The organism is Cellulomonas sp. NS3 (genome assembly GCF_024757985.1).
In the GTDB taxonomy this organism is placed as follows: domain Bacteria; phylum Actinomycetota; class Actinomycetes; order Actinomycetales; family Cellulomonadaceae; genus Cellulomonas_A.
On sequence record NZ_CP103289.1, the window covers coordinates 2,102,182 to 2,114,852 of the forward strand.

General features: G+C 76.1%; 9 protein-coding genes. 5 read left to right on the plus strand and 4 right to left on the minus strand.

Annotation, left to right across the window (positions count from 1 at the left end; genetic code table 11):
* The first annotated feature begins 9 nt into the window (after nucleotides 1-9).
* The 4 genes from NXY84_RS09645 to NXY84_RS09660 all read left to right on the plus strand — a co-directional run bounded on the left by NXY84_RS09645 (nucleotide 10) and on the right by NXY84_RS09660 (nucleotide 6,088).
* Entirely contained in the window at nucleotides 10-1,746 is a 1,737-nt protein-coding gene (locus tag NXY84_RS09645; protein ID WP_258726861.1) for an ABC transporter ATP-binding protein, read from the plus strand.
* Nucleotides 1,743-3,710, plus strand: a complete 1,968-nt coding sequence (locus NXY84_RS09650) for an ABC transporter ATP-binding protein (protein ID WP_309485075.1) — start codon at nucleotides 1,743-1,745, stop codon at nucleotides 3,708-3,710. The genes NXY84_RS09645 and NXY84_RS09650 overlap by 4 nt, the downstream gene beginning before the upstream one ends.
* Nucleotides 3,711-3,861: 151 nt before the next feature.
* Complete coding sequence (locus tag NXY84_RS09655) at nucleotides 3,862-5,241, plus strand: MFS transporter (RefSeq protein ID WP_258726862.1); 1,380 nt, start codon at nucleotides 3,862-3,864, stop codon at nucleotides 5,239-5,241.
* A gap of 7 nt (nucleotides 5,242-5,248) precedes the next feature.
* The gene (locus tag NXY84_RS09660; protein WP_258726863.1) at nucleotides 5,249-6,088 is read left to right on the plus strand and encodes a TrmH family RNA methyltransferase; all 840 of its coding nucleotides are present in this window, start codon (nucleotides 5,249-5,251) and stop codon (nucleotides 6,086-6,088) included.
* Between the two features lie 129 nt (nucleotides 6,089-6,217).
* Here the strand turns inward: NXY84_RS09660 and NXY84_RS09665 are convergent, their stop codons facing one another.
* Nucleotides 6,218-6,454, minus strand: a complete 237-nt coding sequence (locus NXY84_RS09665) for a hypothetical protein (RefSeq protein ID WP_258726864.1) — start codon at nucleotides 6,452-6,454, stop codon at nucleotides 6,218-6,220.
* Nucleotides 6,455-7,063: 609 nt separating this feature from the next.
* On the opposite strand from NXY84_RS09665, the gene NXY84_RS09670 reads away from it, so the two are divergent.
* A complete protein-coding gene (locus NXY84_RS09670; RefSeq protein ID WP_258726865.1) occupies nucleotides 7,064-8,245 on the plus strand; it encodes a class I SAM-dependent methyltransferase in 1,182 nt (393 codons plus the stop codon).
* 18 nt (nucleotides 8,246-8,263) lie between these two features.
* Here NXY84_RS09670 and NXY84_RS09675 read toward each other — a convergent pair whose 3' ends face one another.
* The 3 genes from NXY84_RS09675 to NXY84_RS09685 form a co-directional block, all read right to left on the minus strand.
* Nucleotides 8,264-11,266 carry an AfsR/SARP family transcriptional regulator gene (locus NXY84_RS09675; RefSeq protein ID WP_258726866.1) on the minus strand — a complete coding sequence of 1,001 codons (3,003 nt, stop codon included), beginning with the start codon at nucleotides 11,264-11,266 and terminating at the stop codon, nucleotides 8,264-8,266.
* Between the two features lie 75 nt (nucleotides 11,267-11,341).
* Nucleotides 11,342-12,097, minus strand: a complete 756-nt coding sequence (locus NXY84_RS09680; RefSeq protein WP_258726867.1) for a GNAT family N-acetyltransferase — start codon at nucleotides 12,095-12,097, stop codon at nucleotides 11,342-11,344.
* Nucleotides 12,094-12,669 (minus strand): YbaK/EbsC family protein, encoded by a 576-nt coding sequence (locus NXY84_RS09685; protein WP_258726868.1) that lies wholly within the window; start codon nucleotides 12,667-12,669, stop codon nucleotides 12,094-12,096. Before NXY84_RS09685 ends, NXY84_RS09680 begins: the two co-directional genes overlap by 4 nt.
* Nucleotides 12,670-12,671: the final 2 nt, after the last annotated feature.

A 12,671-nucleotide genomic window follows, 5' to 3' on the forward strand; every position in this document is an offset into this window, starting at 1 on the left:
GATGCACGGGTGCTCGTCCGACTCATCCGGCAGTACCTCGCCCCGTACCGGGGCGCCGTCGTGGCCGTGCTCGTGCTCCAGCTCGTCCAGACGCTCGCGACGCTGTACCTGCCGAGCCTCAACGCGGACATCATCGACAACGGCGTCGCGCGCGGCGACACGGCCTACATCCTGCGCGTCGGCGGTGTGATGCTCGGGGTCTCGCTGCTGCAGATCGTGTGCGCCGTCGCCGCGGTCTTCATCGGCTCGCGCACCGCCATGGCGTTCGGCCGCGACGTGCGCGGCGGGCTGTTCACGCACGTGCAGGAGTTCTCCGCGCGCGAGGTCGGGCGGATCGGGGCGCCGTCGCTCATCACGCGCACGACGAACGACGTGCAGCAGGTCCAGATGCTCGTGCTGCTGAGCTTCACGATGATGGTGACCGCGCCCATCATGCTCGTCGGCGGCGTGATCATGGCGCTGCAGGAGGACGTCACGCTGTCGTGGCTGCTCGTCGTCGTCGTGCCCGTCCTGGGGGTGACGGTCGGACTGATCATCTCGCGGATGATCCCGTGGTTCCGGGCCATGCAGAAGCGCATCGACGCGATCAACCGGGTGCTGCGCGAGCAGATCACGGGCATCCGGGTCGTGCGGGCGTTCGTGCGCGAGCGGCGCGAGTCGGAGCGGTTCGCCGTCGCGAGCACCGAGCTGTACACCGCGTCGCTGCGCGTCGGGCAGCTCATGGCGCTCATGTTCCCCGTCGTGATGCTCGTGATGAACGCGTCGAGCGTCGCGGTGCTGTGGTTCGGCGCGCAGCGCATCGACGCCGGCCAGATGCAGATCGGGGCGCTCACCGCGTTCCTCAGCTACCTCATGTACATCCTCATGGCCGTGATGATGTCCACGATGATGTTCGTCATGGTGCCGCGCGCCGTGGTGTCGGCCGAGCGCATCGAGGAGGTCCTCGACACCGAGACGTCGGTCGTCCCGCCCGCGACACCTCGCACCCCCGACCCCGGCCGACGCGGGCACCTCGAGCTGCGCGGCGCCGAGTTCCGCTACCCGGGCGCCGAGAACGCCGTGGTGCGCGGGGTCGACCTCGTCGCCGAGCCGGGCCGCACGACGGCGATCATCGGCTCGACGGGCGCGGGCAAGACGACGCTGCTCAACCTCGTGCCGCGGCTCGCGGACGTGACGGCGGGCGCGGTGCTCGTCGACGGGGTCGACGTGCGCGAGCTCGACCCCGAGGCGCTCTGGACCGCGATCGGGCTCGTGCCGCAGAAGCCGTACCTGTTCAGCGGCACCGTCGCCTCGAACCTGCGCTACGGGAAGCCGGACGCGACCGACGAGGAGCTGTGGCACGCGCTCGAGGTCGCGCAGGCGCGGGACTTCGTCGAGGCGATGCCCGAGCGGCTCGACGCCCCGATCGCGCAGGGCGGGACCAACGTCTCGGGCGGTCAGCGCCAGCGGCTCGCGATCGCCCGGGCCCTCGTGCGCCGGCCCGAGATCTACCTGTTCGACGACTCGTTCTCGGCGCTCGACTTCGCGACCGACGCGGCGCTGCGTGCGGCGCTGGTCCCCGAGACCCGCGACGCGACGGTGGTCATCGTCGCGCAGCGCGTCGCGACCATCCGGCACGCCGACCGCATCGTCGTGCTCGAGGACGGCGAGGTCGTCGCGAGCGGGACGCACCCCGAGCTGCTCCAGTCCTCGCAGACCTACCGCGAGATCGTGTACTCCCAGATCAGCGAGGAGGAGGCCGCATGAGCGCCGCCGCACCGGCCCGTCCGGCGCACGCCCCCGCGCAGCGCGGGCACGGCCCGATGGGCTCCATGGGGATGCCCGGGGAGAAGTCGGTGAACTTCCGCGGGTCGAGCCGGCGGCTGCTGCACGTGCTCCGCCCCGAGCGCGCGTGGCTCGGGGTCATCGTGGTGCTCGGCGTCGCGTCGGTCGCGCTCGTCGTGACCGGGCCGTGGCTGCTGGGCCGGGCGACCGACGTGATCTTCGACGGCGTACTCGGGCGCCAGCTCCCGGCGGGCGTCTCGCAGGCGCAGGCCGTCGAGGGGCTGCGCGCGCAGGGTCAGGACCAGCTCGCCGACCTCGTCAGCGGCACCGGCGCCGTGCCGGGCGTCGGCATCGACTTCGGGGCGCTGCGCGGGATCCTCGTGCTCGTGCTCGTCGTCTACGTCGGGTCGTTCCTGTTCGGCTGGCTCCAGGCGCGCCTGACCACGGGTGTCGTGCAGCGCACGGTGTACACGATGCGCGAGGAGGTCGAGGCGAAGCTCTCGCGCCTGCCGCTGTCCTACTTCGACCGCCAGCAGCGCGGCGAGGTGCTCAGCCGCGTCACCAACGACATCGACAACGTCGGCCAGACGATGCAGCAGACGCTCTCGCAGCTCATCACGTCGGTGCTCACGGTCGTCGGCGTGCTCGTCATGATGTTCTGGATCTCGCCGCTGCTCGCGCTCGTCGCGCTCGTCACCGTGCCGGTGTCCGTCGTGGTGACCGCGCAGATCGCGAAGCGCTCGAAGCCCCAGTTCGTCGCGCAGTGGGCCGCGACCGGGCGGCTCAACGCGCACATCGAGGAGATGTACACGGGCCACGCGCTCGTCAAGGTGTTCGGGCGCCAGCGCGAGGCCGTCGAGACGTTCCGGGTGCAGAACGACGAGCTCTACGACGCGAGCTTCCGGGCGCAGTTCATCTCCGGGACGATCATGCCCGCGATGGGCTTCCTCGCGAACCTCAACTACGTGGTCGTCGCCGTCGTCGGCGGGCTGCGGGTCGCGTCGGGCGCGATCTCGCTCGGCGACGTCCAGGCGTTCATCCAGTACTCGCGCCAGTTCACGCAGCCGCTCACGCAGATCGCCTCGATGATGAACCTCCTGCAGTCGGGCGTCGCGTCCGCCGAGCGGGTGTTCGAGCTCCTCGACGCGGCCGAGCAGAGCCCGGACCCGGCCGAGCCCGCCCGGGTCGCCCCGCCGGTGCGCGGACGGGTCGCGTTCGAGGACGTGTCGTTCCGGTACGACGACGAGACACCGCTCATCGAGCACCTCTCGCTCGTCGCCGAGCCCGGGCAGACGATCGCGATCGTCGGGCCGACCGGCGCGGGCAAGACGACGCTCGTCAACCTGCTCATGCGGTTCTACGAGGTCGGCTCGGGGCGCATCACCCTCGACGGCGTGGACACGGCGACCCTGACGCGCGACGACCTGCGCTCGCAGATCGGCATGGTGCTGCAGGACACGTGGCTGTTCGGCGGCACGATCGCCGCGAACATCACCTACGGCGCCGACGACGTCACGCCCGAGCAGATGGTCGCGGCGGCCGAGGCCACGCACGTCGACCGCTTCGTGCGCACGCTTCCCGACGGCTACGAGACGGTCATCGACGACGAGGGCGGCAACGTCAGCGCGGGCGAGAAGCAGCTCCTCACGATCGCCCGCGCGTTCCTCGCCGACCCCGCGATCCTCGTGCTCGACGAGGCGACGTCCTCGGTCGACACCCGGACAGAGGTGCTCGTGCAGCAGGCGATGGGGGTGCTGCGCGCCGGGCGCACGTCGTTCGTCATCGCGCACCGGCTCTCGACGATCCGGGACGCGGACGTGATCCTCGTCATGGAGCACGGGTCGATCGTCGAGCAGGGCAACCACGCCGACCTGCTCGAGGCCGGCGGGGCGTACGCGCGGCTGTACGCGAGCCAGTTCGCGGCGGCGGTCGCGTCGGCCGACTGAGGGCTGCGCCGCTCGGGCCGCTCCGCCGAGGGGTGCGCCGCTCGGGCCGCTCCGCCGAGGGGTGCGCCGCTGAGGCCGCTCTGCTGCGGGCGCTCTGTCCGCGGGACCTCGGTCGCGGGCACGTGTCACCGGGGCCGCCTACGCTCGTGCGGTGACGACTGCGCCGACCAGCCCCGCCCGCGCCGAGCCGGTCCGGCTGCGGCGGGACAGGCTGACCTGGAGCCTCTACGGCTACTTCGTGGTGTGGGGCTGGTTCCTCTACAGCTTCAACCCCGCGGTCCCGCTGCTCGGGCGCGAGCTCGGGATCAGCAAGGCCCAGGCCGGGCTGCACGGCACCGCTCTGGCCGTCGGCGCCGTGCTCGCCGCGCTCGCGACGCCGCGGCTGCTGCCCCGGTTCGGGCGCCGGGCGACCCTCGTGGGGGCAGGGGTCCTCATCGCGCTCGGGACCGTGCTGCTGGTGACGGGCCCGGGGTTCGCGTGGACGCTCTCGGGCGTGCTCGTCATGGCGCTCGGGGCCAACGTCGCGATCAGCGCCGGGCAGGCCGGCCTCGTGCTGCACCACCGGGGCACGAGCTCGGCGGCGGTGACCGAGGCCAACGGCGTCGGCTCGTCGGTCGGGCTGCTCGGGCCGCTGGCGGTCGGGGCGTGCGTCGCCGCGGGCTGGGGGTGGCGCCCGGCCGTCGCGGTGACCGGGCTGCTCGCGGTGGCCACGGCCGTCGTCGTCGGGTTCCTGCCGCGCCGCGGGGTCATGGCGCACCCGGCGGAGGGCGCGGCACCTGCCGTCCCCGCGCCCGCCGTCGACCCGGCCCCGGCCACAGCCGCGGGACCCACCGCGGTCGCCGCTCCGGCGGACGGGCTGCCGGGCGGGGCGGGTCGTCCGGTGGCCGACGACGCGCAGGCGCAAGCGACCCCGGACCGGGACGCGGCGCGCGCCGCACAACCCGGCGCGGCCCGGGCCTCGTGGTGCTACCTCGTGGCCGTCGTCGCGACGCTCGCTGTCGAGAACGCCACGACTTTCTGGTCCGCCGACCTCATCACGCAGCAGACCGGCGCGCCCGCCGGGATCGCGACCGCCGCGACCGCGGGTCTCGTCGCGGGCATGTCGGTCATCCGGTTCGTCGTCGGCCCGCTCTCCCTGCGCATCGAGCCCGCGACGCTGCTCGCGTGCTCGTTCCTGCTCGCGATCGTCGGCTGGGCCGTGCTGTGGACGGCGACCGACCCGGCCGTGGCGCTCACCGGTCTCGTCATCGCCGGCTTCGGGTACGGCGCGCAGTACCCGCTGTCGATCGCGCTGCTGCTCTCGACCGCCGGCGGCGCCGCCGACCGCGCGCAGTCCCGGGCGACGTTCGCCGGGGGAGCGGCGATCGGTGTCGCACCGTTCGCGCTCGGGGCGCTCGCCGACGCCTTCGGCGCGCACAGCGCGTTCGTGCTGGTGCCCGTCATGGCCCTCGTCGGTGCGTTCGCGGCGTTCGCCGGCCCGCGCGTCGCCCGCCGGCCCGGGAGAGCGGCGGCCGTGCCGGACGCGCGATGATGGGGCCGTGCCGACGCCCGACCTCGTGACGCTGACCGACCCCACGGACCCCCGGCTCGCCGACTACGTCTCGCTGACCGACGTCGCGCTGCGCTCGCGGCACGAGCCCGAGAAGGGCCTCTACATCGCGGAGAGCTCGACCGTGCTGCGCCGCGCGCTCGCCGCCGGGCACCGGCCCCGCTCGGTGCTCGTCGCGCCGCGCTGGGCGTCCGACGTCGAGGAGATGCTCGCGGGTCTGCCCGAGGACGGGGGCCGCGTCCCGGTGTACGTCGCCGAGCCCGACGTGCTCGAGGGCATCACGGGCTTCCACGTGCACCGCGGCGCGCTCGCCGCCATGCACCGGCCGGCGCTGCCCGCGCTGCACGACCTGCTCGCGGGCGCCCGGGACGGTGCCGGCGCACGCCGGGTCGCGGTGCTCGAGGACGTCGTCGACCACACGAACGTCGGGGCGGCGTTCCGCAGCGCCGCGGCGCTCGGTGTCGACGCGGTGCTCGTCACGCCGCGCTGCGCCGACCCGCTCTACCGGCGCAGCGTGCGGGTCTCGATGGGGACCGTGTTCCAGGTGCCGTGGACGCGCATCGACCCGTGGCCGGGCGGCATGGAGCTGCTGCACGACGAGGGGTTCGTGACCGTGGCGCTCGCGCTGCGCGACGACGCGCTGACGCTCGACGAGCTCGCGGCCGACCCGCCCGAGCGGCTCGCGCTGATCCTCGGGGCCGAGGGGGACGGGCTCAAGGCCGAGACCATCGCGTCCGCGCGGCGGACCGTGCGGATCCCGATGGCGGGCGGGGTGGACTCGCTCAACGTGGCTGCGGCGGGGGCCGTCGCGTTCTGGGCGACGCGCTGACGCACGGTGGCGTCCTGGCTGACGCGCTGACGCACGTGTGAGACGGCCGCCGCCGGGCCGGGCCGGCGCGGAGGACGTCAGGCGCAGCGGCAGCGGCGCGCGCGGGCTCGGGTGCCCACGGTCACGGGGTCAGACCGAGCACTCGCAGACGAGGTTGTACTCGACGACCTGGTCGCCCTCGTCGGGCCGGGCCCACGCCTCGGCCTCGGCGCGGGAGCCGAACCGCCGTCCGGCGAGGCGGCCGTTGGCGAGGAGCACGCCGACCTCGATCTGCTCGCGCGGGTCGTCCAGGTCGACGGCGGGCGCGGCGGCGGTGTCGTCCGTGACGACTCCGTCCGCGACGGCGGTGTCCGTGGGGGTGCTCATCGTGCCGGCCTCCGCTCGATCCCTGGGTGCGGCGCGAGAGGCGACCGCACCTCAGTATGCGCCGTGCGCCTGGACGGGTCTGGACGGCACGACGCCGACCCGTGTCGTGACCGCGCCCCGGTGTGCCGCTCACCTCGTCGTCACCGCGCCGACGCGTGCCGCTCGTCGTCGGCGTCAGGTGCCGCTCGCGTCGGTGAGCGCCCGGGCCGCGGGACGGGGACGATGGGCGAGGTCGTCGCGGCGCGGTCCCGCACCGAGCGCCCGCACTGCGCGCCCGCGGTGCGTCCCGAGAGTCGAGGAGGGGCCGCGTGGTCTTGTTCAGGGCGCTGGTGTGCCGGGTCCTGGGGCACGACGCGATGAAGGTGCCGCGCGACGACGAAGGCGGCGGATACGCGTACGAGTGCCGCCGGTGCGGTGCCGCGGGCATCCGGCCCTGACCGGGCGTGCGCCGAGCTGCTCCGGTCGGACCGACGGCCGGTGCGAGCGTGCGGCGAGCGGCTCGGGAAGCACCCGAACCGGTTGCGATCCCCGTGCGAGCCGCCTGCGAGGGGGCGCCGCGACGCTCGTCGTGCACGGCCCCGCACGGGGGCCCGTCACGAGAGCACCACGATGACCAGCACCACGACCACCACCCGCACGCACGAGCGGACGGCCACGACCGCACCCGCCGCCGTACCCCTCGCCGCGACCGACCTGATGGCCCCCCTCCCGGCGGACGCCCCCGCCGCGGCCTTCGCCGACCGGGTCCTGGCCGCTGCGCTCGGCAGCCTCGAGATCACCGCGATCCACCTCGGCGAGCGCCTCGGGTGGTACCGGGCGCTCGCGGACGACGGCCCGCTGACGTCGACCGAGCTCGCGGTCCTGACCGGAACGGTCGAGCGGTACGCCCGGGAGTGGCTTGAGCAGCAGTCTGTCAACGGGTACGTGGAGGCGCTCGACGGGGCGGAGGTCGACGCGTCGTGGCGCCGGTTCCGCCTGCACGCGGGCGCCGCCGAGGTGCTCACCGACGTCGACAGCCTCGCGCACGTCGCCCCGCTCGCGCGGCTGCTCGCCGGGACCGGGCGCGTCGTCGACCGGCTCGTCGAGGCGTACCGCACGGGCGGCGGCGTCGGCTGGGAGGAGCTCGGGGCGGACGCGCGCGAGGCCCAGGCGGCGCTCAACCGGCCGATGTTTCTGCACCAGCTCACCCAGGAGCTGCTGCCCGCGGTGCCGGCGCTGCACGAGCGGCTGGCGGGCGGCGCGACCGTCGCGGACGTCGGGTGCGGCGAGGGCTGGTCCGCGATCGGGCTCGCGCTCGGGTACCCCGGCGTGCGGGTCGACGGGTACGACGTCGACGCGCCGTCCGTCGCCGCGGCGCGCCGGCACGCGTCGACCGCGGGCGTTACCGACCGCGTGACGTTCACGCACGTCGACGCCGCGGCGGCCGGTGACGGGACCGCCGGCCGGTACGACGTCGTGACCGCGTACGAGTGCGTGCACGACATGGCGGACCCCGTCGCGGTCCTCGCGGCGATGCGGCGGATGGCCGCGGACGACGCGTACGTGCTCGTGGTCGACGAGAACGCCGCGGAGGAGTTCGGCGCCCCGGCGGGCCCGGTCGAGCGGCTGCTCTACGGGTTCTCCCTCGTGTGCTGCCTGCCCGACGGGCTCAGCACCGACGGCGGGGCGGGCACCGGCACGGTCATGCGGCCCTCGGTGCTCGCGGGGTACGCGGCGCGGGCGGGGTTCTCCCGCGTCGAGGTGCTGCCCGTCGAGCACGACCTCTTCCGGTTCTACCGCCTGCACCTCTGAGAGGGCCGGCCGCCGGTGTTACGCCTCGCGAAGCCGGCGCGCGGCGTCGAGGGCCGCCCGGGCGGCGGACTCGACGTCGCGCGCAGCACCTGCGCGCACCAGGCCCGCGAGCCGGGTGTCGCCGAGGGCGCCCGCGAGCTGCTCGCGCGCGCGTGCGAGCCGCTCGCCCTCGGCGCCGAACGTGGGCGAGACGTCCGCCCCGGCGACCGCACCGAGCAGCTCCGCCGCGGCCTCGGGCGCGTCGAGCCGGCGCAGCAGGTCCACGAGGTTCCGCAGGGTCGTGAGCAGGTGGGTGCGGTCGCCGCGTTCGAGCCACCACCCGACGACGTCCTCGAACGCGACGAGCGCCTCGCGCGCCTCGCCGTGGCGGCCCCGCACGCTCGTGGCGGACACGCGCGCGACGCCGCCGAGGTACCGGTCTCCGACCGAGTCGGCGAGCGCGACCGCCCGCCCCAGCGACCGGGCGGCGCGGTCGGGGTCTACGTCGAGGTCGAGCTCTCCCTCGACGTACGCGAACCAGCCGAGCGCGGTCGGGGAGAGGTCGGGCACCGACGCGTCGAGCAGCTCCCGGTGCCGTGTCAGCTCGGCGTGGGCGGCCGGCCGGTCGCCCGCGTACGCGATCGCGAGGCTCGCCGACGCCGCCGCGATCGCCGCGTAGTGCCCGTCGCCGGCGGCGAGCGCGAGCTCCCACAGCCGCGCCGCCTGCGCCCGGCACTCCGTGAGCCGCCCGTCGTAGATCGCCGCGTCCGAGAGCACCTCGTGCGCCTGCATCCGGACCCGGTCGTCGACCGCGAGGGCGAGGGCCCGCTCCGCGCGCACCTCCGCGGCGCGCAGCTCGCCCGCCTGGAGCAGCCGGGCCGCGACACCGACGTGCGCGGCGGCGACCGCGGGGTCGTCGCCGGCGAGCCGCGGCACGAGCCGCTGCGCCCAACCGAGCACCTCGTCGTCGAGCGTCCCCACGGCGAAGACGTGCAGCGACGTGGACAGACCGCTCGCGACGCCCGGCGCGTGCTCGCGGGCCCACGCGTGCGCGGCGCGCAGCTCGGCGACGACCGACCGCAGCCGCGCGACCGCGGCGGCCTGACCGGGTCCACGGAGCGCGGCGTCGCACGCGGCGGCGACCTCGGCGAGGTGACGGGCGTGCGCCTCGTGCGGGAGCGGGCGGCGGTCCGGCCCGGCGAGGACGGCCGCCCGCACGGTGTGCAGCATCCGGTAACGCGTCCCAGGGACCGGGTGCTGGGGGTCGCCGGGCTGCGGGAGCAGGAGCGAGCGCCGCACGAGCGCCTCGACCGTCCCGCGCCCGGCGCCGACGACCGCTGCGGCGTCCGACGCCTCGACCGGTCCCGCGAACACCGGCCACCGGTGCAGGGCCTCGCGCTCGGCCGGGTCGAGGAGCGCCTCGGACCACGCGATGACCGCGCCCAGCGAGCGGTGGCGCTCGGGTGCGGCCCGGTGCGGGTGCCGCAGCGCCGCAGCGCCGTCGGCAGGCCCGAGCGCCGTGTCCGCACCGCTGCCCGCAGCCGCAGCCGGACCGGGCGCGGTGGGCGCCGGTGCGACCGGGTCGTCCGCGAGCATCGACGCCAGCTCCGCGAGGCTCACGGTCGCGGTGCGCGCGGCCGCCATCTCGATCGCGAGTGGCAGCCCGTCGAGCGCCTGCACGACGCGGTCGACGAGCGCGACGTCGAGCGTCCCGTCGACGGGCCCCGCCGCGCCGGCCCGGTCGAGGAAGAGCCGTCGCGCCGCGGGGCCGGACGCCGTCGCCGCCGTGGCCAGCGGCGCGACGACGTGCACGTGCTCGCCCGGCACGCCGAGTCGTTCGCGGCTCGTCACCAGGACGCGCGCCCGCGCGCCCGCGAGCACGCCCTCGACGAGCGCCGCGGCGGCGTCGAGGAGGTGCTCGCCATTGTCCACGAGCACCAGCACGTCGAGGTCCCCGAGCCGGCGCAGCGCGGTCGCCGCCGGACCGGCCTCGGCGCCGAGCCCGAGCGGTGCGAGCGCGGCGGCCGGCAGCGCGGCCGCGTCGCGCACCGTGCCGAGCTCGACGACGCGCACCCCGGAGGTGAACCCGTCGACGACCCGGCGGGCGAGCTCGAGCGCGAGCCGGGTCTTGCCGACGCCGCCCGGCCCGACGAGCGTGACGAGCCGCCCGTCCGCGAGCAGCCGGCGGAGCACGGCGAGGTCGGCGTCGCGGCCGACGAGGGACGTCGGCGGCACGGGCACGGTCGTGGCGGCAGGGCCGGGCTGCGCGCCCGTCGGGTCGGCCGCGGCGACGGTGCCGGTGGTGCCCGCCGGGGCCGAGGTCGGCGCCGCGGGTCGGACGCCCAACGCCTCGTCGTGTGCCTCCCGCAGCCCGGCGGAGGGCACCAGGCCCAGCTCGTCCAGCGCGTCGACGGCCCTGTGGAACGCGGTCGTGCCGTCCGCGGGCCGCCCCGCGGCGACGAGCGCCCGCACGAGGCCGGCCCAGGCCCGCTCGTCGGTCGGCACGTCGGCCACGAGCGCCTCGGCGAGCGGCACGGCGTCGACACCTCGTCCGGCAGCCACGAGGTGGTCCACGAGCGCCCGGCGCGCCGTGGCGCGCCGCTCCTCGAGCCGGCGAGCCTCGGCGCGCACCCCCGGCAGGTCGGCGGCGCCGCCGAACGCGGGACCGCGCCAGAGCCCGAGCGCACTCTCGGTCAGCGTCACGGCCGTCTCCGCGTCTGCGCGCTCCGCCTCCGCGAGCCACGCCTCGAACAGCGCGGCGTCGACCTGACCGTCCGCGAGGTCCAGGACGTAGCCGCCGTCGTGCGCGTGCACCGGGACGCCGAGCGTGCGGCGCAGGCGGGAGACGTGGGTGTGCAGCGTGTGCGCGGCGCTCGGCGGCGGGTCGTCCGGCCACAGGGTGTCGACGAGGAGGTCGACGCCGACCGTGCGGCCGCGGTGCGCGACGAGGGCGGCGAGCAGCGCGCGCTGGCGGGCGCCCGCGACCGCGACCGCCCCGTCGTCCGTGCGCACCTCGAGGGGGCCGAGCACCCCGACGTCCATCTGGCCGATGCTACGGCGACCGGACCTCCTGCTCGCCGGCCGTCACGGCGCACGTTCGGGCTGGTCGCCGAGGCGTCAGCCCAGCCGCACGCTCAGCTGGGAGCCGAGGTCGCGGTAGCCGAGCGACCGGGCGATGCGCTGCGACGCCTCGACGCGGGCGCGCCACTGCGGCAGGAGCCCGGCGTCGAGCGCGGCCGCCGTCGCCGCGCGGGCCACGAGCCGGCCGTGGCCGTGCCCGCGGACCTCGGGCGCGGTCAGCACGGACAGGTGCGCGACGTCGCCCGGCCACGCGCGGAACCCCGCGACGGCGACGACCGCCCCGGCTCGCCGCAGGGCGAACGCCGGTGAGGTGAGCTCGGCGACGCCGCTCTCGTCGGCGTCGTCCGGCTCGACGCGGTCGAGGAGCGTGCGCAGCTCGGTGCTCGACGCGTCGAGCTCGACGACGTCCCGGAGGTCCGGGTGCGCATCGCCGGCCGCGGGAGCCGCCGGGGTGGTCCGCAGCTCGACGGTCGTCAGGCTCGCGGCGTCGAGGTACGCGAGCCGCGCGGGGCCGAGCACGTCCGCCACGGGCAGGTGCGCGCGGACCACGTCGACGTCGGTGCGCGAGCCCGGGCCCAGCGCGGTGAGGACCCGCACGCGCTCCGCGGTCGCGTCGTCGGGGGCGGTGACGAGCGCCGAGCCGTCGAGCTCGACGACGCCGACCCAGCCCGGCGGGCACAGCAGCGAGTCCGGGGCGACGGCCACGGCCACGCCGCCGTCGGTCGGGAACGGGCTCACCGACCCGGCGAGGACCTCCCACAGCCCTCGGGCGCGGTCGGCGGCACGCCTCACGCGAGCGCCAGGCCGTCGACGACCTCGACGCCCGGGGCGCTGCCGAGCAGGGCGCCCGGGAGGGCGATCTTGGAGCCGCGCACCCCGCTGCCGATCACCACGTACGGCCCGGCGTCCGGGTCCTGCGCCGCGACCCGGGCGTCGACGAGCACGCGGTACCCGTCGGGCAGGCCGATCGGGGTGATCCCGCCGTACTCCATGCCGGACTCGGCGGTCGCGCGGTCCATCGGCAGGAACGACGCCTTGCGGACGTCGAGCAGCCGCTTGACGGCGTTGTTGACGTCGGCGCGGGTGGTCGCGCGCACGACCGCCGCCGCGACCCGTTCGGCGCCCTCGCGGCGGCCGGCGACGAGCACGCAGTTCGCTGAGACGGCGAGCGGGACGTCGTACGCCTGCGTCATCGCGGCGGTGTCCGCGAGGTCGGGGTCGATCTGCGCGACGACGACCTGCTCCGCCACGCGCTCGTCCCGCGCGGCCCACGCGGTGATCGCGGCGGCGGTGCTCGGGGCGACGAGCTCGGGGTGGTCGACGACCGGGCGCCAGGTCAGGGTTCCGAGGGTCAGCACGGGCATGG